Origin of the sequence: Priestia sp. FSL R5-0597, from assembly GCF_038006305.1 — a bacterium.
In the GTDB taxonomy this organism is placed as follows: domain Bacteria; phylum Bacillota; class Bacilli; order Bacillales; family Bacillaceae_H; genus Priestia; species Priestia zanthoxyli.
The window spans coordinates 166,080-192,482 of sequence record NZ_JBBOUZ010000001.1 but is presented as its reverse complement, the minus strand read 5'-3'; the positions used below and the strand labels follow the sequence as shown (position 1 = coordinate 192,482).

The following is a 26,403-nucleotide window of genomic DNA, read 5'->3' as shown; positions in this document are numbered from 1 at the left end:
TGAAACTAAACACAGAAACACTATTCATGATGAATAGTGTTGTGTGAGTTACATTGTGTGTTTAATTTGCTGCTTTTCGGTATGACGTTCAATTGCTAGTGATACAAGTTTTTCAATTAAATCTGGATATTCAACACCTGCGTGTTTCCACAATAACGGGAACATACTGAAAGGTGTAAAACCAGGCATCGTATTCACTTCATTAATAATGAATTTACCTTCTGATGTTAAGAAGAAATCTGCACGTACAAGACCAGATCCATCAATTGCTTTAAATGCTTTGATTGCTAGTGCTGACATTTCTTGATGCTGTTCTTCTGTAATTTCAGCTGGAATAATAAGACCTGTATCGCCGTCTTCATATTTTGCTTTGTAATCGTAAAACGCTTTTTTAGGTAAGATTTCTCCAACTACTGAACAAGCTGCTTCATCATTCCCTAACACACCAATTTCAACTTCACGACCAACTGCTGCTGCTTCTACAATGATTTTTCGATCAAATAAGAAGGCTTCAACAAATGCCGCTTCTAACTCTTCGCGGTTATCACATTTGCTGATCCCAACACTTGAACCTAAGTTTGCTGGTTTAACAAAGCAAGGGTATCCAAGTGTTTCTACTTTTTCATAAGCAGCCGTTCGATCTGCTTCCCACTCGCGGCGGATAAATGATACGTACTCCACTTGAGGCAGACCTGCCTGTGCAAACAGCTGCTTCATTACAACTTTATCCATACCAGCTGCTGAAGCTAATACGCCGTTTCCAACATAAGGAATATTCAATAATTCTAATAATCCTTGTACCGTACCATCTTCTCCATTTGGACCATGAAGAAGTGGGAAAATAACATCTAGTTGATCATCTGTTTTTGAATCTGTTAATGCAAACATTTCTGTATTCAATGAAACTGGTGAAATAGCTGTTCCGTTATCTTGAATTTCTAATTGAGCAGCTGTTTCAAGCGGACCAGTCAGCTGTGTGCCGCGAATCCATTTTCCTGTTTCTGTAATGTAAATTGGATGCACTTCATATTTATCGTGATTAATTGCTTTTGAAACTGCTAGAGCTGTTTGTAAAGATACTTTATGTTCAGCGGATTTTCCTCCGTATAAAAGGCCAAGCTTAATTTTCACTGATGTTCCTCCTAACACATATTCATCTTTTCTATTTTATCATGCACGTTTAGATAGTAAACAGAAATATTAACTATTATTACGTATGTCAAAATAGCTAGGCTTGTGAAAGAAATTCCAGCTTCTCCTTTCATTATTTAAAATGACCTTTTCACTTGAATCATTTATTTTTGAAAAAACTTTTTTGATTTTAAATCTTTTTTAAAAGTTTATTTATAAAGTTTATTTATGCTAAAGATCACCATCAATAATCGAAACTATAGTTCTGGTATAAATCAGGAGGTTCAACAAATATGAGTAAAATGGGAAAAACGATGATTGCTGCATGCAGCGTAGCCATTGGAAGTATTTATGCAACTGGTTATATAAACACTCTATCTGACGCGCAAGCTGTTCAAGTCACACCGGCTCATCATCAGAAAAAAACGAGAGATCAGACAGACAATCAAACGATTGTTAATGATAACTGGGGAGAAGATATCGCTTCTTCTAATAAGCACCCTTCATCAGCGAGTACCGAAAGTTCTGCTCCTAAAACAAAATACAAAGATGGAACGTATTCTGGTCAAGGAAGCAACCGTATCGGAACTGTTTACGTATCTGTGACCATTAAAAACGACCGAATTGATACAGTTGAAATTACAGAAGCGGATACTCACTATTCTGAGAGTTACATTGAGGATCTTCCGTCTCAAGTCGTACAAAGACAAAGCTCAGATGTCGACGTCGTGAGCGGAGCAACGCTTAGCACAGAAGATTTTCAAAATGCCGTGGATGACGCCCTTCAGCAAGCAATGAATGCATAAAGGAGAAACGAATGATGTCCATAAAAACGTATAGCCGCTCTGTCTTATGTATGGGAACAACCGTGTCCATTCAAGTAATTGCTCCCCAATCGGAGGAAGCAAATGTCCTTCACCATATCTCAAAGGCATTTACTATTTTTAAGACCGTCGAAACGACATGCAGTCGATTTGATGCCAAAAGCGAAGTTATGAAGCTAATTAGACATATCAAAGAACCTGTTGCTGTTAGCCCCCTATTATTTGAAGCCCTTCATTTCGCTATCTTAGTAGCAGATGAAACGCATGGAATCTTTGACCCAACGGTAGGAAAACAATTAGAAAAACGTGGTTTTAACGAACATTATTTAGATGGAAAGTCCGTACAAGTGAACGAAGCAGTCGATTCTGGAAGTTATAAAGACATCGTATTGAATACACATAAAAAAACGGTTCTCTTACAAAAACCGATGATTATAGATCTTGGAGCGGTCGCCAAAGGATTAGCTATTGATTTGGCTGCCCACTCCCTTCCTTATCAGCATTTTATGATTAATGCCGGAGGAGACATCCTAGTTAAAGGACTCAATCAACACGGAGATTTGTGGAAAGTCGGGATTCAGCACCCTCAGATTCAAACGCAGTCATTACTGACCTTGCGTGTAACAGATACGGCTGTCTGCACATCAGGAAATTATGCTAGAAAAAATAAGACGCAACCATTCATGCATCATTTGGTTAATCCCTTATCTCCATCTACTAGAAGCAGTCTAATGAGTTGTACAGCTATTGCTCCTTCTGCCATGCTGGCCGATGCATTATCTACATCAGCTTTTATTTTAGGAGCGGAAAAAGGAGTAAATTTATTGAATGATGCCGACGTACGCGGCGTACTCTTCGATTCTAGTTTCACTCCTTTTTTCACATCAGATATGGAGGAATTAATGAATGATGACCACACGTTCTGAACGAAGAAGCGGTGTTAAATATATTAGTACACCCAAAGGTTATATTATTGTAGATGAAAACAAACCAAAAGAAATAAGTCGGTGGGGGCAGCTAGTTAAAACACCTAAAAGATACGTGATGGCTATGCTGCTGCTTTTAACCTTATTAGGTGAATTCAACTCTTCTGCCTTTCAAGGATTAGGACACCTACTACTCGCCGTATGCTCGGCGGCCGCCTTAGATTTAGGATTTTCTTTTGCTTATAAAAAGAAAATTCAGCTTCCTGACGGCGGAATTATTACTGGATTAATTATTGCCTTAGTGCTCAGCACCTCTACACCTGCTTGGGTCACATTTTGCACTGTAGCTGTTGCTATTTTATCGAAGCACTTAGTAAAAGTAAAAAAGAAGCCTATTTTTAACCCTGCCGCTTTTGGTCTTCTCTTTTCACTTATTGTCTTTTCAAGCGGCCAAAGCTGGTGGGGAAGCTTATCTTTACTACCCGTCTGGCTCATTGTATTCGTGTTTGTGACAGGGTACCTTGTGACGAGCAAAGTAAATAAATTCCCTCAAGTATTTGCGTTTTTAGGCGTGTATTTTGCTATTTTTACGATTATGTCATTAATAGGAGTAGGTGATGTAGCGGATGCTTTACGAGCTCCTTTTGTTAATTCCGCTTTATTTTTAGCCTTCTTTATGGTGACGGATCCGCCAACTTCTCCTGCGAAGTATAAAGACCAAATAAAATTTGGGATGCTTGCAGGGGCGATTAGCGCCGTAGATTACTTAGTTTTTGGCGGCCTTGCCTATTTATTAATCGGCCTGTTACTTGCTAATGCATGGAAAGCATGGAAGACTGCAAACAAAAAAGTGACAAAAAAAGCTGCCTAATGACAGGCAGCTTTTTTCATAGCGGAATTTTCACATAAAATTCCGTACCCACGTTTTTTTGACTAAAAACCTTAATTTCTCCGTCATGAGCTTGTACAATCCATTTGGCAATCGCGAGCCCTAAACCGGATCCTCCTTCGGCACGCGCCCGACTCTTATCACTTCGATAAAAGCGATCAAACACATACGGAAGATCTTTCGCTTCAATTCCAATGCCTGTGTCTTTGACAATTAGCGTCATAGAGTGATGATGTTTCTTTAGACTAATATGAATGCTTTCTCCAGGTGGGGTGTACTTAAAAGCGTTGTCTAACAAAATCATACATAGCTGATGAAGTCGTTCTTGATCTCCTCCGAACATTAACGATTCAATTTCCCTTGTGAAATGCAGCTCCTTTAGTTCAAATATAGGCTCAAACTGATTAGCTACTTTATCAACTAGCTCACCCATATTAAAGACCGTTTTGTTTAGCAGCTGTGCACTTGAATCAGATCTAGCGAGTGTTAGTAAGTTGCCCACCAGCTTCGTCATCCGCTTTACTTCGTTTAAGCTTTGATAAATGTTTTCGCTTTCTTGCTCAATCGTATGATTTGGTCGTCTAAACAATAGCTCGAGATGCGTTTGCATCACGGAAAGAGGCGTCCTTAACTCATGGGAAGCATCTGCAATAAATTCGACTTGTTTGTTCCAAGATTTTTGAATAGGTACAAGCGCTCGATTGGCTAAAAACAAGCCAGCTACAAGGGAAAGAAGCAGTCCAATAAAAGCTGAAATGACAAGAAGAAAAGCAAGGTGCTCTAAGGTTTGAGTTTCTGGATCTACGTTTAAGACAAGTTGAATTGTTGAAACGTCTTGATCTTTTATATATCCTTCATTTTTCACATTCATCACTCGATAAGCATGACCGTTTACCTCTTGCGACGTTTTGATTTTCCCTTCTGAGAGCGCAGGCTTAAAGTCGTCAATATCGTTTGTATATAACCCTTTTTTAGGTGTAATTTTGATTAATTTTTTATCACTGCTCCAAAGTAAAAACGCAACGCGACGTTCTGTTTCTCTCTCATTGTTTTCCTGAATTTCATGTAAATTTCTTTTTTTAACCTGCTCGCTCATCTCACTTAGCCGATTGTCCGGGTTTAAAAAAATAAGATGCTGCATGTAAAAATATAAAACCACACTAAAAATGCTCAAGATAACCATCAGCACCATTGTGTTAAATAACACAAGCCTGATTCTCGTCTTTTTAAACATGCTCTTCCCCTTTTAACATAAAGCCTACGCCTCTGACTGTACGTACATAATTGTCACAATTAAAAGGCTGAAGCTTCTTTCTTAAATGGTGAACATAAACATCAACTACGCCCACTCCTACATCGGATGTAAAACCCCATACCCGATTAAAAATTTGATCTCGAATAAGGATTTGTTCTTTATTTCGAATAAAATATTCCAAAAGCTGAAATTCTTTAATCGTTAACGTGAGGACACTTCCATTAATCACTACTTCATGATTGGCTTCTCGTATAGAAATGGGACCATATGAAATCATACCTTCTTCTGCCTGCAAGTCCCTAAGCATTACCCTTAACCTCGCAAAAAGTTCAGCCATGGCAAAAGGCTTAACCAAATAATCATCGGCTCCATAGTCGAGTCCTTTCACTCGATCTTCTACACTATCTTTTGCAGTAAGAAAAATAACTTTGGTCAACACCTTTTGTTTTCTTAGTTTTTTTAGTATGTCAAGCCCTGTCATACCCGGCAGCATAATATCTAAAATTAAGGCATCATAAATATTCTGCTCTGCTAAAAACAAACCTTCATCTCCATCAGACGCACAATCAACTTCATATCCTTCTTCTTTTAAGCCTTCTACGATACCGTGTAATAATGAAGCATCATCTTCTACCACAAGTACACGCATATCAAATTCCCCCTTTTGTGATTACCTAAATAATCATTATCTTAGCATGTCACTTTTAAAAATATTTTAAAACTAGCGCGTTATCATCTCTTATACTTTATAAAAAAAGTTATGCCTGCAAGCAGGCATAACTTTTAACTAAACGCTATTTATGATCAGGACGTCGGTAAATGAACACCGCTTCTTTTGGCAGTTTACCAAACAAAAAGCTAGCAAACGGTAAAAGACGATGACATCCCCAAATAATGAGGTAACAGCCCGCTAATGTCAAAATATAACGTGCCAAGATTTCCACGTGAAACATATAGTTGCCTTGTATTGGTACTGCTTTTGCCACAAAGTTTAAAACCATTGGATGAATCAAGTAAAATCCAAACGAGTACATGGCAATATTTTTAACGACCGTCACGGACTTCACAGAAAGCTTTTCAGCTAATATCTCTGCAATTCGGAAGAAGAAATAACTTCCCACGACCAAATAAAGCGTATTAACAGCCTCATACGTAAAGCCTGAAATGTGAATTGTCTTCATTGTGTATAAGTGATAATTTAACAGTGAAATAGCTATTCCCGATCCGAGCGTCACCAGAAATAATACAATATTTGAACGACTGTACTTTTTATCCACTTGTTCGCGATAATAAATACCAATCCAACCGCCGAGTAAAAACGTAGCCATTGTATTTAAAAATAAATTAAATGAAGTGATATGATACGTATTGTTAAGCATTAAATAACCAAGCTGAATGATAATACCAAACAGCCACATGTATTTTTTAAAAATGGTTACTTTTTGTGCTAGCCATACAAAAACCGGCAGCACGAGATACACTTGTACAATTAAGAAGATAAAATGAAGCTGATAGTAGGACTCTCCGCGTAAAATACGTTTCACAATATCAGCTGCATTTAATTCTGTTGCTCCCACATAGTACGAATAAAATTCATAAATAAGTGCCCAAATAACATAGGGAACTAAAATATATGTCACTCTTCGAGCATAATACGTTTTCCATAAAGTCTTTGTTAACGGCTTGTTAATGTAACTATAAAAGAAAACTAAACCTGTGATCACAATGAAGATCCCTGCTTCAATTCGAACAATTCGGTTAAGGAAATGATATTTCTGATAAGCTTCACTTGCAAATGGCAGTACCGTTGCATACGCTGCTGTTACATGTACGAGCACAACCATCATCATAGCGAATAATCGTAAAAAATAAATGGATTGAATATGCTGCTTTTGTTTTTGCTTCACTTTTTCTCTCCTATATAATGTGAAATATACATTCTAGATGAATAATAGAACATTCAATTTTTTCTTATCTTTCCCGTTTTACAAATAAAAAAGCTAATAACATAAAATAAATGTTATTAGCTTTACTCGTTTGTATTTTATCTTTCCTCTTGCTATCACGCAACTGAATTTACAAAAACAATAAAGAACTTGAGTATAAAGGCCTAACTAAGTACCTTTTATTTACGGTGCATTTTGAATTCTAAAAATAATTCATTGTAATAAGCAAGCATTCGTTTGCCTAAGTTATTATATACTTCAAGCTTATTGGTTAGTTCTTCATCCGGATAAAAACGTTCATCTTTCGCTACTTCTTTCGGCAAATAATCTAACGCTTTTTTATTAGGCGTAGAATACCCTACATATTCTGCATTTTGAGCAGCGTGTTTAGGATCTAGCATAAAATTCATGAATTTATGTGCACCTTCTACGTTTTTAGCCGTTTTTGGAATAACCATGTTATCGAACCATAAATTCGAACCTTCTTCTGGAACAACGTAATTCAGCTTATCGTTTTCACTCATAATTTCAGAAGCATCACCTGACCAAACAACGCCAACTGCCGCTTCTTCATTTGCTAGGAGCATCTTAATCTCGTCTCCTACAATGGCTTTTACGTTTGGTGTTAATGTATCAAGCTTTCTTTTTGCTTCTTGAAGATGAGCTTTATTCGTATCATTTAATGAATAATTTAAGCTGTTTAGCCCCATTCCCATCACTTCTCTAGCGCCATCTGCAAGTAAAATTTGATTTTTTAGCTTAGGATCCCATAAATCATTCCAACTCTTTATCTTCTTACCATGAATCATATCAGAGTTATAAACAATACCCACAGTTCCCCAAAAATAAGGAATAGAGTACTTATTGCCAGGATCAAAAGATAGGTCTAAAAAACGCGGATTAATGTATTTTAAATTAGGCAGCTTCGAATGATCAATTGGCAATAGTAAATTTTCTTCACGCATCTTGCTAATCGCGTATTCAGAAGGAACAGCAATATCAAATGTCGTACCGCCTTGTTCAATTTTTGTCATCATTGCTTCATTCGAATCAAAGGTCTGATAAATGACTTTAATTCCGGTTTCTTTTTCAAACTGATTCACTAAATCAGGATCAATATAATCTCCCCAATTATAGACGGTCAGCGTATCTCCTCCAGAGTATCCTTCGGCATTGTTCAAATGATGAACCACATACATAAGAACGAAAGAAAGGATGACGATGAAGATAAACGGCTTTGCTAATTGCTTCATTTTCCAGTCGCCACCCCTTTCGCTTTATTGCTATATCGCTGACTGATAAAGTAATAACCAATTACAATCAGCACGGTAAACATGAAAATAAGAGTAGAAAGAGCATTGATTTTCAGCGAGACCCCTCTTCTTGCTAACGAGTAAATTTCTACTGAAAGCGTGGAAAAACCATTCCCGGTCACAAAGAACGTAACCGCAAAGTCATCCAAAGAGTAAGTTAAAGCCATAAAAAAGCCTGCAAAGATACCCGGACGAATAAATGGCAATACCACTTTCGAAAGTACTTCAAAGCGACTTGCTCCCAAATCACGGGCTGCATCGAGCAGTGTCGGACTCATTTCCTGCAGCTTAGGCAGAACCATGATGACCACAATCGGTACACTGAATGCAATATGCGCTAATAATACCGATATAAACCCGAGCTTTACACCGATAATGGTAAATAGAATTAAAAAAGATGCGCCAATAATAACATCTGGACTCACAATTAACACATTATTAAATGTTAACAGTGTATTTTGAACACGTCTGCGCTTCACGTATACGATAGCAAGTGCTCCTATCACGCCAATAATCGTTGAAATAACCGAAGACAATAGAGCAATAATTAAGGTATTCAAGACAATAATGAGCAAACGTGTGTCTTGAAACACTTCTTTGTACCAATCTAACGTAAACCCTTCAAACTCTCGCATGTTTCCTCCGCTGTTAAAAGAGTAATACATTAAATAAAAAATGGGCGCGTATAAAATGAAAAAGACAAAAAATAAATAAAGGTGGCTGAACTTCCACTTTCTCTTCATTTTACACACCTCTCTTTCCAGTGCCTGTTATGAGCATCATAACGGCCATCGCAATAATTAAAAAGACAGCAATTGTGGCTCCCATGCCCCAATCCTGCGTCACTAAAAAATGTTGTTCAATCGCCGTTCCCAGTGTAATGACGCGGTTTCCAGCAATTAAACGCGTAATCATAAAGAGTGACAGTGCTGGAATAAAAACAGCCTGACAACCTGATTTAACCCCTTCTAGCGTTAGCGGAAATACCACGCGCTTAAATGTCACCCATGAAGATGCCCCCAAGTCTCGCGAAGCGTAGATAAGCGAGGGATTAAGTTCTTCTAAAGAGTTAAAGATCGGCAAAATCATAAAGGGGATAAAAATATACACTGATACAAATACAAAACTAAAGTCAGTAAATAAAATTTGATGAGTACCAAATCCCAGAAATTCAGTAAATTTATTAACCGTACCGTACGTGCCGAATATGCCTAAAAAAGCATAAGCTTTTAATAATAGGTTAATCCACGTCGGTAAAATAATCAGTAGAAGCCAAAGCTGCTTATGCTTAAGCTTCGTTAGTAAATAAGCTGTTGGATAAGAAAAAACCAAGGAAAATAACGTAATTAAAAAGGCATACCAAAATGAGCTCAGCGTCATCTGTAAATAAACAGGGGTAAAAAATTTCTTATAGTTTTCAAGCGTCAGCTCATTATCAATGCTGAAAAAAGAATAATAGACAACTAATACAATGGGAGCAACTACAAAAAGCAAAATCCATAACACATACGGGACTAAATAAATATTTCTTGATTTAGTTTGCATGGTAATCCTCTTCATAACCTTCGAGTCGCTTATCGAATTCTTCTTCCGTTTCATTAAATCGCATAACGTGAATAGCTTCAGGTTCAAAATATAAACCAATTTCTTCGCCAACCGTTGCCTTTTTTGTAGAGTGGACGAGCCACTCATTCCCTGCATGGTCATAGCCTAAAATTTCATAATGGACTCCTCTAAACAGCTGCGAATCTACACGAACCTGCAGCTTTCCTTGATCGGAGCTTGTAATGGCTAAATCTTCAGGGCGAATCACAATTTCAACCTGCTCATTTCGGTTTAACCCTTGATCGACACATTCAAATTGCTGGCCGCCAAACTCCACTAAAAAGTCAGCAATCATTTTACCTGGTACAATATTTGATTCACCAATAAAATCGGCAACAAAACGATTAATTGGCTCATCATAAATATCTGTAGGTTCCCCGCTCTGCTGAATTCTTCCTTTATTCAAAACAAAGATTTCATCGGACATCGCAAGCGCTTCTTCTTGATCGTGCGTAACAAAAATGAACGTAATACCTAGACGGCGCTGTAATTCTCTTAACTCGTATTGCATTTCCGTACGCAATTTTAGATCAAGAGCTGAAAGCGGCTCGTCCAGCAGAATGACTTCGGGCTGATTTACAATTGCTCGTGCAATGGCTACGCGCTGTCTTTGACCGCCCGACATTTCCTTTATTTCTCTCTTTTCATATCCTTCTAGGTTAACAAAGCGAAGGGCTTCTTTAACTTTTATCCCAATATCAGCATTTTTCATCTTCTTGATTCGAAGACCAAATGCTACATTTTCAAATACATTCAAATGCGGGAAAAGCGCGTAGTCTTGAAAAACCGTATTAACCTGACGTTTGTTAGCCGGGACATCATTAATTCTTTTTCCATTAAAATAAATCGTTCCGCTCGAGGCCTCCGTAAAGCCTGCAATTAATCGTAAAATCGTTGTCTTTCCACATCCCGATGGACCTAAAAGGGTATAAAACTTCCCTTTTTCAATTTCAAAGCTTACATGATCCAATACAACTGAATCATTATCATATTGCTTGGTCACATTTTCAAATTGAATAATTGTATTCGTAGATGTCATTTCACTTCACCTCTTTTGTTCTATAAATAAGACTCTGTCGCCACGATAATTAACTCTGTTATTCCGTCATGAGCATTTAAAATCTGATGTTCTTCAGAAGCTTGAAAATAGATGGTTTCCCCTTGTTTAGCCTCATATATTCTGCCTCCAAGCTTCACCTTCACACACCCGCGCAAAATGTAGCCAAACGTTTCTGAAAGAGAAGGTTCAAATCTCTTAAATGCACCTTTTTCATGAAGAATAAGACGAATTGGCTCCATTTCTTTTTCATTTGATTCATGTACAAGCCACTGAATATGGTAACCTTTTTCATCTTCGCAATAACTCGTGTAGTCTTCCTCTTTATATACAACCTTTTGAACATGCGTATCAATTTCGAAGAATTCTTTCGGTTCGCACCCCAGCACTTCCAAAATACTAAAAAATGTTTCTAAAGACGGCGAACTTAAATCGCGCTCTAGCTGCGAAATATAGCCTTTGCTTAAATCAGTACGTTCTCCTAGCTCTTCTTGTGTTAAGCCTTTTTTTAATCGTAAATTCTTAATTTTCTTTCCTATTTCCATACTCTCGATCCTCAACTGTATTTAAAATTAGCAAACAGCATGAATAATTGTTCATGCTGTTCCAAACTCAAGTTTTGTTTTACTTAACTTAAAGTTTACTTTTAACCTTAAAATATTATACATGAATTATTTTTTAGTACAACCTTAAACACTTAAAAAATAAAAACTCCTTTTATTTAAAAGGAGTTTTTATTTTTATTTATACAACTTATGCGTTTCGTACTGTTTCCCCGATAATGTATCAAACTCAACTTCATGGTAATCTTGAAGGTCTTTTGCAGCTTTATTAGAGAGCGCTGCCGGCTCATCCACTAGCTTTCCTTTTGAGTTTATATACATATTTGAACGAAAAGCCGGCACTTCTGTTTTCATTTGATTCAGCTGATCGTAGAACAGATTACTTTTGTAACCAAGAGATTGAACAAGTGTCGGAGCAATATAAATAGGACTCATCGTACCAAGATTTTTATCTATTTTTGTATCATAATTAGATAAAAATAAGAGCGGCGTCTCATAAAATTTTTGAGATGTTTGCTGCGTTTTCTCGTTTCCAAAACCCGTTTCTTTGTAAGCTTGAAGGTTTTGTCCAAGTGCTGGCAAATGATCTCCCCAAAATACTACAATGGTCGGCTCGTCCAACTTTTGAATTTCATCGTTCAATCGTTTTAAAGCAGCATCTGAACGTTTGATTCCTTCAGCATAAATTTCAATTTCCTTTTGCATTTCTGGTGATAACCCTTTACCGGTTACTTTAATTGTTTCCTGACCATTATACTTATCCGCAGAATAAGGAAGATGATTTGCAATCGTTACAGCATGCACAAATGCAGGCTTTTTCGACTGACGAAGCGTATCGAGTACTTCATCAACTACAGCTTCATCAGAAACAAATTCTTTGTTATCTTTTTGCGTATGCTTCATTTGATCAATAAACTTCACTTGATCAAATCCCAAATTTGGATACACATTTTGTCTCATATAAAGCATGCCGCTGTTTGGATGCATAGCTGTTGTAGCATAGCCTTGTTTTTCTAAATAAGAAACAAAAGACGGATATTCTTTTTTACTCAATACATGCTGATAAGGAAGACCTCCAGGGTTAAAGAAAGACAAAGAGTAGCTCGTCAATGCTTCAAACTCTACATTAGCTGTCTCCCCGCCAAATGAAGGACTTAAAGACCACCCAGAAGGATATTTCTTTTGAAGCTCCCTTGTATTTTTCATTGGATCTTCAGAGAACGTCACGTTAAGCTTTGTTGGGTCCCAAAACGTTTCATTCATTACAAACACAACGTTTGGCTTGACTTCAGTCCTGCTTTCTTGTGTTTTCTCTTCCTTTGACTGAATGCGTTTTGCCACTTTGGCCATTACTTCCTGTGAGTAGTCATCCGGCTCTTGCAGCACATCTGTTTTAACATTTGAAATCATGCCAATAACAGGTCCATTATAGTAATAATTATTTTGCTGATTCCAAGGCATCAGCGCAGCATATTGATCATAATATTTTTGAGCAAACGAGTGTTCAAAGAATAAAAATGATTTCATTAAAAAGATAAGCGGCAGAATCATAATAATTCGAAGAAACCATCGAATTTTAATTTTCGGCAAGAAAAACCAAAGAGCGATCAGTACGACAATAGATCCAATAACTCCTATGACAATAGGAATTGAAATCGAATCTTTAATCATCGGAATAACTTCTTTTAACTGACTTGCCTGAATAAAATCGTTCGGGAACAATGGTTCATTTCGAAAGATTTTTTTATAATAGTTTACAAGAGCTAAAATAAAATACAGAACAAAGGTAATTCCAGCCCCTAAATAAGCTTCCCCTACTAGCATAATGATCGCTAGTGTTAACAGCGAAAGTAAAAAGACCGTAAAAAGATAGCGTTCAGGGTATGCTTGCACCCACTCTATTGTTTTGCCTGGATTATGTATATCAATATGATAGATAACAAAAACCATAGCAGAAACGGCTGCTACCGCAATTGAAAACACAATTGCCGTAAAAATGGCGTACCACTGCGAACCTTGTATTCTCTCTATCTGATTAAATCGAATTAGCAAATAGAAAGTGAGCGCCCATAAGACAAGTGAGCATCCCCCTATTAATACGACGAACCCAGCTGTATGGATTTGGGCCCAGTCAAACAATATCTTTGTGTCATTTGATATATTAAGCATAACAACACTGTATAAAAAAACGCTAAGCAGCCCATACGCCACCAGCATTGGCAAAGAACGATACAAATGTTTAAACATAACCTTAAGCCTCCTATTTACAATATCTTAACACTTTTAATATGATTTTAACATTCCTATCTCTCTCGCTTTCACGCCTAATTTTCCCATGATCATACCACTAACATTTCCCGAGAAATTTCACGCAAAAAAAGCCCGCTTTTCTTATAAAAAGACGGGCCTCTTAGCCGTTTTATACATATGTAAAAATTGCTGTTATGAACGCTCTTTCACTGCTTCTGCTTTTAGCAGATCACGAATTTCTGTTAAGATCTCTTCTTCTTTTGACAGAACAGCCACTTCTTCCTCTACTTTCTCTTCTTCTTTTCTCTTAAAACGATTAAAGAAACGAATAAATAAGAAAATCGAGAATGCAACAATTAAGAAATCAACAATTGTTTGAATAAAAGATCCATATAATACCGTAGCATCTCCAACCGTAAAGGATAAATCTTTAAAGTCTATCCCTGCTAACAACAAACCAATCAGCGGCATAATAATATCATTTACAAGAGACGTGACAATTTTTCCAAATGCAGCTCCAATAATAACACCGACAGCTAAATCTAATACATTTCCTCGCAAAGCAAACTCTTTAAATTCTTTAAGCATCTGTTTATTCCACCTCCTGCCCTTCATTTCAAACTTTCATGATAATACATCCTAAATTAAACAGACAAGGTGCATTTTCATTTTTCTCTTTTTCATGAGATATGTACCAGACCTTTAGTTGTATTTCTGCCCAGATTTTCACTTTATATTCGCATGTAAAAACGCACTTTCAGTTTTCATTCAGGTAAGGTTCATGTTCAGTCCATTTTTCTTTTATACACTAATAGCATGTAATTCATCAAATATGTAATCGAACAATAGAGGAGATGGCTAGAACGTGAGAAAAATTCTACTGCGAGCAGCGGCTTTGTGTCTCGCAGCTATTATCAGTATTTCTTATACAGCAAGCACGGCGGACGCAAGTGAAAACACAGCAAGTGAAGATTTAATTATTATTAATAAAAAAACAAATCAGCTTGCTTACTTTCATAACGGAAAGTTAGAAAAGACGTATTCAGTAGCTACGGGAAAAACATGGAGCGATACGCCGGTAGGCTTTTTCAAGATTGTTAACAAAATTAAAAATCGCCCTTACTATACAGGGCACATTGCAGGAGGCGCTCCTAATAATCCTCTTGGCTCTCGCTGGCTAGGGCTTAATGCAAACGGAACAACCGGCGACACATACGGTATTCATGGGAATAACTCAGAAGCTAGCATTGGCAAATATGTAAGCCACGGCTGCGTACGGATGCACAATGCGGATGTGGAAGAACTATTCGATAAAGTAGCAGTAGGAACATCTGTAACTATTACGTATTCATCAAAAACCTTCGAAGAGCTGGCAAAGGTATATGGCTACGGACAGCTGTGAAAAATAAAAGCTTATCCAAAAGATGTGGATAAGCTTTTATTCTTCTTTATTCCCATACATGAGCTCCGTACTATGTGAATATAGCTCAATAATATTCCCAAACGGATCTTCGCAATAAATTAAGTAATAAGGTTTTCCAGGTCTTGTATTCCATACTTGGCTACGCTTTTTACCGCCTGATTGTTCGATTTTATCCGCTAATTTTTCCACGTCATCGGCTATTAAACACATGTGAAAATAACTTTGATACTGCTCATCGCTGTCTTTTAATACGAGAGGCATTTGCGGCTTATTAAATTCAAACAGTTCAATGCCTACCTGGTTATCAGCTGTCATGTGAGCATTTTTCATTTTTTTAATATGAGACCCTAGTAAATCTTGAGTCATATTTTCAGCTTTTTTTTCCTCCGCATTAAACGTATAAGGACCGGCAATCAGCTTAAAACCTAAAACTTTCCCATACCACTGGACGGCTTCTTCTACATCAGGTACAGCTAATCCAACGTGAGTAATAGCTACCATTTTATCATCCTCCTATACACAAACATTCCCTTTCTACAAAAAGAAAAACAGCCCATTTAAAATGGACTGTTTACACGTATTAGAGTCATTTACGATTTTAAAGCATGATATTGAGCAATGATTTCTTTTGTTAAATTATTACTTGCCTCTAACCCACTGACCTCTTTTAACACATACTCAATACCATACTCATGAATATTCGCTTGAAGCTTCATAGCCTCTTTATCTTCTTGCGGGTCAAATAGAAGCGCAGCAGCGATGGCCTTCGCTAAGTGGGTATAAGAAAGGCCCGCTTTTTTTGCTTCTAGCGCTGGACGAATCAAACGATCCTGAGGTCCAAGCTTGCGAATTGGCGCTCTTCCTACCCGTTTAACTGAATCATTTAAATGAGGATTCTTAAAGCGCTCAATAATTTTTACGATGTAGGCTTCGTGTTCCTCTCTATCTAAGTCATATCTTTTAATTAGATAGTCTCCTGTTTCTCGTAGCGTTTGCTGTACTTGTTGGTAAATATCTGAATCTCTTAACGTTTGATCAATCGTTTCTTTTCCTTTTAAATAACCAAAATATGCAATCACCGCATGTCCTGTATTTACTGTAAATAGCTTTCTTTCAATAAAAGGAGCAAGGTCAGGCACAATCGTCATTCCTTCTACAAAAGGAATATTTTCAGGTGCCTCTACTACCCATTCATAATAGGATTCTACTAAAACATCAAGCGAACCTTGGTTGTGTTGAAGAGGTACGATACGATCTACAGCTGAATTGAAGAAAAAGACCTTATTTACCATATGAGCTTTTGTCTCTTCATCCAGCGCATCAAAAATATAGCCTTTTAATAAATCTGTCGCAGAGATTTGATTTTCACATGCAATAATATATACCTTTTCGTCGCTTGTTTTCACACGCTCAGCCAAACCTTTAGCAATTAAAGGAGCAATGCGAGGCAGAACGTTCGGTCCGATGGCTGTCGTAATGTACGTTGCTTCTTTAATCGCTTTAATGACTGCTTGTTCTTGCGTCAGATTATTTAAACCAGATACGTTTTGAACAGCTAATGTCTCTGGGTGCTCTGCGGCTGTTATTACGTTATACCCTTCATCTGTGTTTAACTGATTAATAATCTTTTCAGCAATATCTACGAATGTAACGTGATAGTTGCTTTGAGAAAATAATGCCCCAATAAATCCTCGCCCAATATTACCTGCTCCAAAATGAACTGCTTGTTTCACAAAAATCATTCCTTTATCAAATTATTTCGAAGGTACTCATGAAACGTATCCTCTAGCCTTTTGCGAATTATCTCTTCGTTCGAAGACGAAAAAACCATCATTGCTTCATGATCTTCAATTAAACTTGTACTAATTAAACTTAAGATTTCTTGCTGTACTTCACTTAACTCCTCAGGTGCTAGCATTAATAGAAGGTTACGCGCCTGCATGTTTGTTCCGTCCATACCTTTAACTGTGCAAGGCTGTTCTAAATGTGAAACTTGAAAAATCAGCTCTTTCACGTGATGTTCACGGCAATGGAACAGTGCCATACTCGTTTGCGGAATACCTAAACCGCCTTTGTTTTCTCGTTCCTTAAGCTGATCAATAACGCAGCTGGCATTGGTTATTAAACGTTCTTTTTCAGCTGCTTTTACTACGTGCGAAATCACTTGATCATGACTCACTGCATCCGAAAATCGATACATTCTAAGGTTTTGAAGAATTGATTCGATACTTCCATGCACATCTTTAATTTGCTTCATCGTTTCCTCAAAAGACGGTTTTTGTGTAGAGACGGTCTTATTTTTATATTGGAACGAACGATAGCCCTTATCTTTGGTTAACTTTTGAATGTTTTTCTGTAAAAAATTCTGAACGGACTGAATATCCTCTTCGGTTAAGAGTGGATTGACTAAAATGTAATCGACATTTAAAAAAGGAAGTCTTACTGTTGAAATCACTACGTCATACCCTTCAAGCGCCACTTCTTTGATTTCTTTTACCGATTTAATGACAACTGAATTAATCTCCGGAATCTCTTTACGAATACGGCTAGCTAACATTTTCGAAGTGCCGATTCCAGTTGGACAGACAATCAGTGCCTGAATTTCCATGACTTCTTCTTTTAGCACTAGCGTTGAACCGAAATGCAAAACAAGATATGCCACTTCATCATCTGGAAAAACTAAATCCGGCAGCTCTTGATCGATACTGTTTCTCACAGCCATAAATAAAACAGGGTACTTTTTCTTAATCTCTTCCGTTAATGGATTAAAAAGCTCCATTTTTTGCTTAAGACGAAAAATTGCCGGTTCCATATGAGCAAGCAGCCCTTGGTAAAGGGAAAAATCACCGGTCAAGTCGGTGTTAAGCTGAACAGAAACATGAGAAATCATATTCTTAATAATCTGCCCAACCACTACGCTGTCGTAATATACGTCTCTAGTAGTTTGGAACTTAGCTGCACGCAGCCGTACTGCTAAGAAATGAATATCTTTTTCCGTGAAAGAAAGAGAAAATACCCGTTCAATTTCGCGGCAAATATCCTTCATTAAGAACAGTTCACTCGCCAGCTCTTCCGTTTGGCCGCCGTCGTCTTCTAGATACATTTGCTTTTTCGTTCGCTGTATCATAATGCAAATATGAACAATGAGCCCTATATAATCGCTGTCAGCCAGCTTAGAATGATGCTGATTAATCGCTTGATGTACAATTCGGTCTACTTCTGCTAAATAATTCGGATAAAAATAATGCAAAATCGTTTCATCCGTATGCTGATGATTTTCTACTAGAAACAAACATTCAATTAACTCTTCATTAAAGTGGACAAGAAAATAATTGGCTAATGCGTTCCGTTTATTGGCTTCAGTAGCTTGAACCTCTACTCCGACCCCTCTCTTTCGATGAAGGAAAACGTCAAATGTGGTTAACCACTCTGTTAATTCATCTAGATAAGCAGTTAGTGTAGTAATACTTACTTCTAAGTCTTTAGCCAGTGTTTGTAATTTAAATGAATCTCCTTCTTCTAGAAGAAGAATTAAAAGAATTAATTTTCTTTCCTGTGGAGACTGATCCGTCGTTTTAATCTTCATCAGCTCTTGGATAAGACGAAAAATTTGTTCATTTTTACCTTCAATCATTAGTCCTTCATCTTGTGTACGAATCAGCTTTAAATCAAATTTTTCAAGTATTGATTCAATTGCCTTCAAATCTCGGTGAACGGTTCTTACACTTACATTCAAAAAAGTAGCAAGTGTAAGTGCTGTATGCTTTCCTGCCGTTTTAATAATTAACTCAATGATTGATTTTTCTCTTGAAGTAATAAACAAGAACATCAACTCTTTTCTTATTTATAAACAAAGGATAAAAAGGCATCTTCATGCCTTTCTATCCCGTTAGTTACTTTGAATAATAGCCATTAATTCTTTAGCTGATTTGGCATGAACCATCTTTTCAATATTGTTCATATCAGAACATGTAATCGCGATACCAGATAAAATTTCTAAATGGGTGCCGTCTTTTCCGGCAATTCCGAAAATCAAACGAACTTTCTCACCATCAAAATCAACGCCTTCTGGAACTTGAATTACTGTAAAACCTGATCTTAAAACGTTCTTTTTCGCTTCTTCGGTACCGTGCGGAATCGCTACGTCATTTCCCATATAAGTAGAAGTCATATTGTCTCGCTCAATCATCGCTTCAACATAGTTTTCTTCTACATATCCGCCTTTTACTAACACACTTCCTGCAAATCGAATTGCTTCTTCCTTAGAAGAAAAGTGCTGATTCAAGAAAACGTTTTCTTCTTTTAATAAACCATCATTACTATCTGTATAGTTTTCTGCAGATACGTTCTTTTCTTCTTCCGCCTTAGAAGTAGTATGATCATTTTTTAGTTGATCAATTAGTTTGTCATATTCCGGGCTAGATAGAAAGTTATCCACCGAGATATGATACGCATCTGGAACTTTGTTTTGAGCTCTTGGCGTTAGCTCTTCCTGTGTAATAACGATTTGAGCATCACTTGGAATATTACTGATAGCTGTATTTGTTACCGAAATATTTAAATCTGCTTGTTTAACTTTCTTGCGAAGAAGAGAGGCGCCCATTGCACTCGATCCCATACCTGCGTCACAGGCAAAAACAATTTTTTGAACGCTTGCTGGTACGTCGCCTTGCTGTTTTGTAAAGCTTCCTGCTACAGAGCTCTTCTTGCCCTTCATCTCTTGCATTTTGCGAGCTGCTTCGTCCAAATCTTCTGTTTGCTTGCCCGTTTTTAAAATTAACGAACCTACAATAAACGATACGACGGCTGCAACAAGAACACCTGAGATATTTGCAACATAGCTGCCTGCATTACCTGGTGTAGCAGCTAAAATAGCCAAAATACTTCCTGGTGAAGCAACGGCTTGTAAGCCTCCTCCTAAAAGAACAAATGTAAATACTCCGCTCATTCCTCCTAAAATAGCCGCAATGATTAGAAGAGGACGCATTAAAACGTAAGGGAAGTAAATTTCGTGAATTCCGCCAATAAAATGAATGATGGCCGCTCCCGGTGCTGACTGTTTTGCTGTTCCTTTTCCAAAGAAGCAATACGCTAACAGAATTCCTAATCCCGGACCAGGATTTGTTTCTAATAACAATAGAATGGACTGTCCGTTTGTTCGAATTTGTTCTGCTCCAATCGGAGATAAAATGCCGTGATTAATGGCATTGTTTAAGAATAAAATTTTAGCTGGTTCAATTAAAATACTTGTAAGAGGAAGAAGGCCATGTGCAACCATCCAATCTACACCCACTACAAGTGCACCTGTAAATCCGTCCACAGCTGGGCTAACTCCTAAAAAGGCTAGAATCGCTAGAATTCCTCCAAGAATACCTGCTGAGAAATTATTAATTAACATCTCAAATCCTGTTTTGACTTTACCTTCAATAAACTGGTCAAACTTCTTGATGATATAACCGCCCAGCGGCCCCATAATCATAGCGCCTAGAAACATCGGAATATCAGATCCAACAATGACGCCCATGGTCGCGATAGCACCTACAACGCCTCCGCGCTGATCGTGTACAAGCTTTCCTCCTGTGTAGCCGATTAGCAGCGGAAGCAAATACTTGACCATTGGATCCACTAGTTTGGCAAGGCTTTCATTTGGAAAAAAGCCTGTTGGAATAAATAAAGCAGTAATAAGTCCCCATGCAATAAATGCTCCGATATTTGGCATAACCATTGAACTTAGAAAGTTCCCAAATTTTTGTACAGCTACTTTTATATTAGATTGAGCCATTTGCTCTCTTCCTTTCTCTACGTGATGATACTTTAATCGTAAGAGATTAAACGCTTTCATTCAATGAATAGGAAAACTAACTTTGTCGTACCACAGACGGACAAAGCTTTTAATTACATAAAAAAGCAGCTGAATTACACGAATTCAGCTGCTTTCTAACTTAATATTTATCTAATTCACTTACAGGAGATTGAATAATAACTGGATTTTTCTCTGGATTTAACCATTTTAAAATAGAGACAACTTGTTCTTTAGAAGTGGCCGTACATCCTGCTGTATAATTTATTCCTACATGAAAGAAGATTGCACTTCCCTTTCCTGGGGTTCTAGATTCATTATAATTAATGACAAACCCATAATCATAAGCCGGGATATCCATGTTCTCAGCGCTCGTCCAGCGGCCATTCGCTGGCTTTTGCTGCCACGTATTATACAGAGAGCTTTTTGAATCGTCTACCCACACATCATTTGATGTAATCTTTCGATATGGAAGCTTAGTTCCAGGATTTGCATAGCGTCCGAATGCTGTGCCAATTGTATATTTCCCTGTCGGAGACTCCATATCTCCTTCTTTTTTCGCTAAAGCGAATCCTTTTTGTCCAAGTACACCGTTCGCAGTTAAAACTTGCTTCCATTTTCCATCAACTTTTTCAAATGTTTGAATTTTAGCAGACTTCGTATCGTAGTTATCTGCTGTAACCAAGATGACTTGCTGAGCGTTGCCTAACGTTTTAAAAGAATCGACTACGAGCTTTGGAGACGCTGTAGCTGAAGCCTGTACATAGTCACTGCTTACATAGCCTGTGCGGCCGTTATAGTTAATTTTGTACCAGCTTCCGCTTTTGCTCACCACAGACAGCTTCTGGCCTTTTGTCACACTTCCTATAGATGCGTAGTTGGTGCCTGCTCCGCTTCTTACGTTCAGCGTGCTCGCCGTTACTGTGTACGTTGTGCTTTCTGCTGGTGGCGTTGTTGGGGCCATTGTTGTTCCCGATGCTTGTACATAATCGCTGCTTACGTAGCCCGTGCGGCCGTTGTAGTTAATTTTGTACCAGCTTCCGCTTTTGCTCATCACAGACAGCTTCTGGCCTTTTGTCACACTTCCTATAGATGCGTAGTTGGTGCCCGCTCCGCTTCTTACATTCAGCGTGCTTGCCGTTACTGTATACGTTGTGCTTTCTGCTGGTGGCGCTGTTGTTCCTGATGACTGTACATAATCGCTGCTTACATAGCCTGTGCGGCCGTTATAGTTAATTTTGTACCAGCTTCCGCTTTTGCTCACCACAGATAGTGTTTGATCTTTTACTACGCTGCCGATAATCCCGTAATTCGTTCCCGCTCCGCTTCTCACATTTAGCTTGCTTGCCGTTACTTTATATGTAACTGTTGCTGCATATGCCTTTTCTTGATTTCCCCCAATTGAGCCAAAGCCAGGCGTTACAGCCGTTGCAAGCGTAGCTGTTAACGCCATCCCCACCATTAATTTTTTCAACTGCTTTCCCTCCATTTATTCCTTATAAAATTCTACTATTTTCTATTCTTAATTCATTATCTTACCATATTCCAAACGAAGGGAAAGGGTCAATAGATGCTTTTCACACGGCCTATAAAAAAAGACAGACCTCTTTGATAGGTCTGCCTCTTTCACTATTATCCTAAATCAACGTTGTGATATACTTGCTGCACATCTTCTAAGTCCTCTAATGCATCAATCATTTTTTCAAACTGAGCTTGTGCATCTTCAGGAAGAGTTACATCATTTTGAGCAAGCATCGTTTGCTCAGCTACTGTAAATTCCGTAATACCAGCATCGTTGAACGCTTTTTGTACCGCATGGAATTGATCCGGATCAGCATAAACAATTACAGAATCTTCTTCTTCTAAAATGTCACGCACGTCTACATCTGCTTCCATTAACAGTTCTAGCGTCTCTTCTTCATCTTTACCTTCTACACCAATAACAGCTGTTGGATCAAACATATACGCTACTGATCCGCTTACTCCCATATTACCGCCGTTTTTACCAAAGGCAGCACGCACGTCTGAAGCTGTTCTGTTTACGTTATTCGTAAGAGCATCTACGATAACCATTGAGCCATTTGGTCCAAAACCTTCGTAACGAAGATTATCGTAATTTTCTTCTGAACCGCCCTTTGCTTTTTCAATGGCACGGTCAATAATTGCTTTTGGCACATTGTATGTTTTCGCGCGTTCTAATACAACTTTTAACGCTTGGTTTGATTCTGGATCTGGCTCACCTTGTTTTGCAGCCACATAAATCTCACGGCCAAACTTGGCATATATACGACTTGTATTAGCATCTTTTGACGCTTTCTTTTCTTTAATATTGTTCCACTTACGGCCCATATTGTTTCACTCTCTTTCAAAATTGAATCTAATAAAATAAATAGGCAATGATATATCCGTTTTTATTATACATCAATTCCCTCTTATCTTTCGAGTTTAATACCTAAAAAAGACAAGCAATCTTTTGGTATATTTCGTTAACTAAATAAATGAGAAAACCATTTGATAACAGGCTGAATGATTTTTGTATATACCTTTTTCAGCGGTTTGTATATACATCTCACCCAAATCCACCGTAGGGGATAGTAGATCATATGAATTATGATCCACTTAACTCCTTTCCAAAAACAGAAGAATATACGCTGACAAAATGAAACCACGGGAATAACAATTTCATTGTAAAATGGCAGCACAACATATTTCCATAGAAGATAACAAGGGTAACAAACCATGTATAAAACAGGGTATAAAACATACTTCCATATAAATCTAGTTATAGGCAAAAAACATCGTTTCCAAACGAAGAGAATAAAAGGATAGATGAGGACACTCCATAGCCAAGAAATAGGATAAACGAATAAAAAACGTATAATGTATCTCCAAATGAAATCAATGACAGGTTGAATAATTCTTGTTCCTATCCATATGAGGGGCTTAGCGATAAAATATATCCATATCTTACACAAAATTTGAAATACAAAATAAAAGGGAAAATACAAGACAAAAAAGATGCCTCGCAACACGTACTTTATACTTTGAGCTACTCCACTAATACTTTTCACTTCCTTTTCTATAAATGAGTTTCATTCATTTACCTACTCTATTATATAAAATAAATGAAGCAAGCAAATATATTTTTTAGCTCAATGAGAATTATATACAAAAACACCCTTCTATAATAGAAGGGTGTCTAGAACCTTATTATTCTACAGTAACTGATTTTGCTAAGTTACGTGGTTTATCTACATCGCAATCGCGGTGCAATGCAGCGTAGTAAGAGATTAATTGTAAAGGAATAACCGCTGCTAGTGGTGAAAGTGTTTCGTGAACTTTCGGAATCACGTAGCGATCTTCTTCTGTTTCTAATCCTTTCATTGAAATGATACAAGGATTAGCTCCACGTGCTACTACTTCTTTTACGTTACCACGGATGCTTAAGTTTACATGTTCTTGTGTTGCTAATGCAATAATTGGCGTATTGTTTTCAATTAAAGCGATTGTTCCGTGCTTAAGCTCTCCTCCAGCAAATCCTTCTGCTTGAATGTAAGAGATTTCTTTTAGTTTTAACGCGCCTTCTAAACCTACATAATAATCAACAGAACGTCCAATAAAGAATGCGTTGCGAGTTGTTGCTAAGAATTGAAGAGCAATGCTTTCCATTTCTTCTTTGTCGTCGCAAAGTACTTCCATTGTGTTTGCTACGATTGCTAACTCTTGAACTAAATCAAATTCTAATTCAATGCCGCGTGTTTTTGCTGTTACAGCCGCTAGAATTGATAGGACTGCTAATTGAGCTGTATAAGCCTTTGTTGATGCTACAGCAATTTCCGGACCTGCATGAAGTAATAACGTATAATCAGATTCACGAGATAATGTTGATCCCGGAACGTTTGTGATTGTTAACGCTTTGTAACCTAGTTCTTTAATTTGAACTAATACTGCACGGCTGTCAGCTGTTTCTCCACTTTGAGAAATAAAGATAAACAGTGGCTTTTCAGATAAAAGCGGCATGTTGTAAGAGAATTCACTTGCTACGTGCACTTCTACCGGAACCTTCGCCCACGTTTCAATGAATTGTTTACCTACTAGGCCTGCATGATAGCTTGTTCCACATGCTACGATATAGATGCGGTCTGCTTCATCCATTGCTCCTAAAATGTCTGCATCAATGTGCAGTTCATTGTTTTCATTTTGATACTCTTGAATGATTTTACGAACAACTAAAGGCTGCTCATCAATTTCTTTTAACATATAGTGAGGGTACGTACCTTTTTCAATATCACTTGCATCAAGCTCTGCTGTGTAAGGTGCTCTTTCTACCACTTCACCATCAAGCGTTTTAATTGTTACGCCTTCTTTTGTAACAATTACTGTTTCTTTATCCATTAATTCTACGTACTGATCTGTTACTTGAAGCATTGCCATAGCATCGCTTGCTACAACGTTAAATCCTTCGCCAACACCTACAAGAAGCGGGCTTTTGTTTTTAGCTACGTAGATTGTATTTTTATCTTCGTTATCAACAAGAGCTAGTGCATAAGAACCGTGAAGCAAGCTTACTGTCTTGCGGAACGCTTCTTCTACATCTAAGCCTTCTGCTGCGATTTTTTCAATTAACTGAACGATTACTTCTGTATCCGTTTCGCTTTTGAACGTTACATCTTGTAAATATTCACGTTTTAAAATAGCGTAGTTTTCAATTACACCATTATGCACAAGCGTGAAGCGTCCAGATGTACTTTGATGCGGGTGAGCATTTTCTTGGCTTGGTACACCATGAGTTGCCCAACGCGTATGACCGATACCTGCTGGTGCTACAACACTGTTATCTACTGCCTGACGCAATTCTGCAATACGGCCTTTTTCTTTGAATACGTGTACGCCTTCATTGTTAACAACTGCAATACCTGCTGAGTCATAGCCACGATATTCTAACTTTTCAAGACCACGTAATAAAATTTCTTTCGAATCTTCTGTTCCAATATATCCTACAATTCCGCACATAGATAAAATCCTCCTTCATGTATGAAAAGAGAGTCTCTTTTCATCATCAATGATTATCATCTCAATGCTTTTGTCCAATAAGTCACCTCATTGTTTTTCACATCAAGTTTTCGGCCGTGATAATCAACAACCGGGAGGCATCCGCCGATACTTCGATAAACCTCCTCCTCGTCAACTAAGTCGTTTCCGTCCCTTTACTTAGTTCAGGCGCTTTGTATTCACTTTTAAAATAGATTGTTCACTCCTTTACATAAATTAAGAGACGAACAGATTTAATATTACAATAAGAAGTGAGAAAACGTCAATTATCTTCTTTACTATCTGTAAAAACAGCCTTTAGCATCAGATAATTTCCAAGAATTTTTCTCAACAATATAAAAATATGCATAAGCAGCTTGAAACGTCACC

Annotated in this window: 22 protein-coding genes; 4 read left to right on the top strand and 18 right to left on the bottom strand. The window is 37.6% G+C overall.

Going from position 1 to position 26,403, the window contains the following annotated elements; all coding sequences use genetic code 11:
- Positions 1 to 48: 48 nt before the first annotated feature.
- Positions 49 to 1,131: a D-alanine--D-alanine ligase gene (locus MKX72_RS01090; protein ID WP_155008782.1), complete on the bottom strand. Its 1,083-nt coding sequence runs from the start codon at positions 1,129 to 1,131 to the stop codon at positions 49 to 51.
- Between the two features lie 293 nt (positions 1,132 to 1,424).
- Here MKX72_RS01090 and MKX72_RS01085 point away from each other — a divergent pair, with 293 nt between their 5' ends.
- From MKX72_RS01085 to MKX72_RS01075, 3 genes are read left to right on the top strand one after another with little or no spacing between them, the layout of a single operon-like run.
- A complete protein-coding gene (locus MKX72_RS01085) occupies positions 1,425 to 1,937 on the top strand; it encodes an FMN-binding protein (protein WP_033580799.1) in 513 nt (170 codons plus the stop codon).
- 14 nt (positions 1,938 to 1,951) lie between these two features.
- Complete coding sequence (locus MKX72_RS01080; protein ID WP_251440924.1) at positions 1,952 to 2,881, top strand: FAD:protein FMN transferase; 930 nt, start codon at positions 1,952 to 1,954, stop codon at positions 2,879 to 2,881.
- Entirely contained in the window at positions 2,862 to 3,752 is an 891-nt protein-coding gene (locus MKX72_RS01075; protein WP_228123023.1) for an RnfABCDGE type electron transport complex subunit D, read from the top strand. Before MKX72_RS01080 ends, MKX72_RS01075 begins: the two co-directional genes overlap by 20 nt.
- Positions 3,753 to 3,768: 16 nt before the next feature.
- Here MKX72_RS01075 and MKX72_RS01070 read toward each other — a convergent pair whose 3' ends face one another.
- From MKX72_RS01070 to mscL, 10 genes are all read right to left on the bottom strand, one after another.
- Positions 3,769 to 5,004 carry a sensor histidine kinase gene (locus tag MKX72_RS01070; RefSeq protein WP_033580797.1) on the bottom strand — a complete coding sequence of 412 codons (1,236 nt, stop codon included), beginning with the start codon at positions 5,002 to 5,004 and terminating at the stop codon, positions 3,769 to 3,771.
- Positions 4,997 to 5,674: a response regulator transcription factor gene (locus MKX72_RS01065; protein WP_028411890.1), complete on the bottom strand. Its 678-nt coding sequence runs from the start codon at positions 5,672 to 5,674 to the stop codon at positions 4,997 to 4,999. Before MKX72_RS01065 ends, MKX72_RS01070 begins: the two co-directional genes overlap by 8 nt.
- 145 nt (positions 5,675 to 5,819) lie before the next feature.
- Positions 5,820 to 6,932 carry an acyltransferase gene (locus tag MKX72_RS01060; RefSeq protein ID WP_028411891.1) on the bottom strand — a complete coding sequence of 371 codons (1,113 nt, stop codon included), beginning with the start codon at positions 6,930 to 6,932 and terminating at the stop codon, positions 5,820 to 5,822.
- A gap of 218 nt (positions 6,933 to 7,150) precedes the next feature.
- Positions 7,151 to 8,224, bottom strand: a complete 1,074-nt coding sequence (locus MKX72_RS01055; protein WP_028411892.1) for an ABC transporter substrate-binding protein — start codon at positions 8,222 to 8,224, stop codon at positions 7,151 to 7,153.
- A complete protein-coding gene (locus tag MKX72_RS01050; RefSeq protein WP_028411893.1) occupies positions 8,221 to 9,027 on the bottom strand; it encodes an ABC transporter permease in 807 nt (268 codons plus the stop codon). Before MKX72_RS01050 ends, MKX72_RS01055 begins: the two co-directional genes overlap by 4 nt.
- A 1-nt stretch (position 9,028) precedes the next feature.
- Positions 9,029 to 9,829 (bottom strand): ABC transporter permease, encoded by an 801-nt coding sequence (locus MKX72_RS01045; protein WP_028411894.1) that lies wholly within the window; start codon positions 9,827 to 9,829, stop codon positions 9,029 to 9,031.
- Positions 9,819 to 10,928, bottom strand: coding sequence for an ABC transporter ATP-binding protein (locus MKX72_RS01040; protein WP_028411895.1), 1,110 nt, complete (start codon positions 10,926 to 10,928; stop codon positions 9,819 to 9,821). The genes MKX72_RS01045 and MKX72_RS01040 overlap by 11 nt, the downstream gene beginning before the upstream one ends.
- Before the next feature lie 20 nt (positions 10,929 to 10,948).
- Entirely contained in the window at positions 10,949 to 11,491 is a 543-nt protein-coding gene (locus MKX72_RS01035; RefSeq protein WP_028411896.1) for a helix-turn-helix domain-containing protein, read from the bottom strand.
- A gap of 195 nt (positions 11,492 to 11,686) precedes the next feature.
- Positions 11,687 to 13,756 (bottom strand): LTA synthase family protein, encoded by a 2,070-nt coding sequence (locus MKX72_RS01030; RefSeq protein WP_155008781.1) that lies wholly within the window; start codon positions 13,754 to 13,756, stop codon positions 11,687 to 11,689.
- 195 nt (positions 13,757 to 13,951) lie between these two features.
- Positions 13,952 to 14,347: a large conductance mechanosensitive channel protein MscL gene (gene mscL, locus MKX72_RS01025; protein WP_028411898.1), complete on the bottom strand. Its 396-nt coding sequence runs from the start codon at positions 14,345 to 14,347 to the stop codon at positions 13,952 to 13,954.
- Positions 14,348 to 14,624: 277 nt separating this feature from the next.
- On the opposite strand from mscL, the gene MKX72_RS01020 reads away from it, so the two are divergent.
- The gene (locus tag MKX72_RS01020) at positions 14,625 to 15,161 is read left to right on the top strand and encodes a L,D-transpeptidase (RefSeq protein WP_033580795.1); all 537 of its coding nucleotides are present in this window, start codon (positions 14,625 to 14,627) and stop codon (positions 15,159 to 15,161) included.
- A 36-nt stretch (positions 15,162 to 15,197) separates the two neighbouring features.
- On the opposite strand, the gene MKX72_RS01015 is transcribed toward MKX72_RS01020, so the two are convergent.
- From MKX72_RS01015 to glmS, 7 genes are all read right to left on the bottom strand, one after another.
- Positions 15,198 to 15,683, bottom strand: coding sequence for a VOC family protein (locus MKX72_RS01015; RefSeq protein WP_155008780.1), 486 nt, complete (start codon positions 15,681 to 15,683; stop codon positions 15,198 to 15,200).
- A gap of 89 nt (positions 15,684 to 15,772) precedes the next feature.
- Positions 15,773 to 16,915: a mannitol-1-phosphate 5-dehydrogenase gene (locus MKX72_RS01010; RefSeq protein ID WP_155008779.1), complete on the bottom strand. Its 1,143-nt coding sequence runs from the start codon at positions 16,913 to 16,915 to the stop codon at positions 15,773 to 15,775.
- A gap of 5 nt (positions 16,916 to 16,920) precedes the next feature.
- Positions 16,921 to 19,011, bottom strand: coding sequence for a BglG family transcription antiterminator (locus MKX72_RS01005; protein ID WP_155008778.1), 2,091 nt, complete (start codon positions 19,009 to 19,011; stop codon positions 16,921 to 16,923).
- A 60-nt stretch (positions 19,012 to 19,071) separates the two neighbouring features.
- The gene (locus tag MKX72_RS01000) at positions 19,072 to 20,964 is read right to left on the bottom strand and encodes a PTS mannitol transporter subunit IICBA (RefSeq protein ID WP_028411903.1); all 1,893 of its coding nucleotides are present in this window, start codon (positions 20,962 to 20,964) and stop codon (positions 19,072 to 19,074) included.
- 160 nt (positions 20,965 to 21,124) lie between these two features.
- Positions 21,125 to 22,471 carry an SH3 domain-containing protein gene (locus MKX72_RS00995; RefSeq protein ID WP_155008777.1) on the bottom strand — a complete coding sequence of 449 codons (1,347 nt, stop codon included), beginning with the start codon at positions 22,469 to 22,471 and terminating at the stop codon, positions 21,125 to 21,127.
- A gap of 143 nt (positions 22,472 to 22,614) precedes the next feature.
- Complete coding sequence (locus tag MKX72_RS00990) at positions 22,615 to 23,331, bottom strand: YebC/PmpR family DNA-binding transcriptional regulator (RefSeq protein ID WP_013054976.1); 717 nt, start codon at positions 23,329 to 23,331, stop codon at positions 22,615 to 22,617.
- An 861-nt stretch (positions 23,332 to 24,192) separates the two neighbouring features.
- Positions 24,193 to 25,995: a glutamine--fructose-6-phosphate transaminase (isomerizing) gene (glmS, locus tag MKX72_RS00985; protein ID WP_014461996.1), complete on the bottom strand. Its 1,803-nt coding sequence runs from the start codon at positions 25,993 to 25,995 to the stop codon at positions 24,193 to 24,195.
- Between the last annotated feature and the right edge of the window lie 408 nt (positions 25,996 to 26,403).

What these genes read in the sequence shown, in the direction of transcription:
- MKX72_RS01085 (WP_033580799.1), top strand. Translation starts at nt 1,425, where the DNA reads ATGAGTAAAATGGGAAAAACGATGATTGCTGCATGCAGCGTAGCCATT.
- MKX72_RS01080 (WP_251440924.1), top strand. Translation starts at nt 1,952, where the DNA reads ATGTCCATAAAAACGTATAGCCGCTCTGTCTTATGTATGGGAACAACC.
- MKX72_RS01075 (WP_228123023.1), top strand. Translation starts at nt 2,862, where the DNA reads ATGATGACCACACGTTCTGAACGAAGAAGCGGTGTTAAATATATTAGT.
- MKX72_RS01070 (WP_033580797.1), bottom strand. Translation starts at nt 5,004, where the DNA reads ATGTTTAAAAAGACGAGAATCAGGCTTGTGTTATTTAACACAATGGTG.
- MKX72_RS01065 (WP_028411890.1), bottom strand. Translation starts at nt 5,674, where the DNA reads ATGCGTGTACTTGTGGTAGAAGATGATGCTTCATTATTACACGGTATC.
- MKX72_RS01055 (WP_028411892.1), bottom strand. Translation starts at nt 8,224, where the DNA reads ATGAAGCAATTAGCAAAGCCGTTTATCTTCATCGTCATCCTTTCTTTC.
- MKX72_RS01050 (WP_028411893.1), bottom strand. Translation starts at nt 9,027, where the DNA reads ATGAAGAGAAAGTGGAAGTTCAGCCACCTTTATTTATTTTTTGTCTTT.
- MKX72_RS01045 (WP_028411894.1), bottom strand. Translation starts at nt 9,829, where the DNA reads ATGCAAACTAAATCAAGAAATATTTATTTAGTCCCGTATGTGTTATGG.
- MKX72_RS01040 (WP_028411895.1), bottom strand. Translation starts at nt 10,928, where the DNA reads ATGACATCTACGAATACAATTATTCAATTTGAAAATGTGACCAAGCAA.
- MKX72_RS01035 (WP_028411896.1), bottom strand. Translation starts at nt 11,491, where the DNA reads ATGGAAATAGGAAAGAAAATTAAGAATTTACGATTAAAAAAAGGCTTA.
- MKX72_RS01030 (WP_155008781.1), bottom strand. Translation starts at nt 13,756, where the DNA reads ATGTTTAAACATTTGTATCGTTCTTTGCCAATGCTGGTGGCGTATGGG.
- mscL (WP_028411898.1), bottom strand. Translation starts at nt 14,347, where the DNA reads ATGCTTAAAGAATTTAAAGAGTTTGCTTTGCGAGGAAATGTATTAGAT.
- MKX72_RS01015 (WP_155008780.1), bottom strand. Translation starts at nt 15,683, where the DNA reads ATGGTAGCTATTACTCACGTTGGATTAGCTGTACCTGATGTAGAAGAA.
- MKX72_RS01005 (WP_155008778.1), bottom strand. Translation starts at nt 19,011, where the DNA reads ATGTTCTTGTTTATTACTTCAAGAGAAAAATCAATCATTGAGTTAATT.
- MKX72_RS01000 (WP_028411903.1), bottom strand. Translation starts at nt 20,964, where the DNA reads ATGGCTCAATCTAATATAAAAGTAGCTGTACAAAAATTTGGGAACTTT.
- MKX72_RS00995 (WP_155008777.1), bottom strand. Translation starts at nt 22,471, where the DNA reads ATGGAGGGAAAGCAGTTGAAAAAATTAATGGTGGGGATGGCGTTAACA.
- MKX72_RS00990 (WP_013054976.1), bottom strand. Translation starts at nt 23,331, where the DNA reads ATGGGCCGTAAGTGGAACAATATTAAAGAAAAGAAAGCGTCAAAAGAT.
- glmS (WP_014461996.1), bottom strand. Translation starts at nt 25,995, where the DNA reads ATGTGCGGAATTGTAGGATATATTGGAACAGAAGATTCGAAAGAAATT.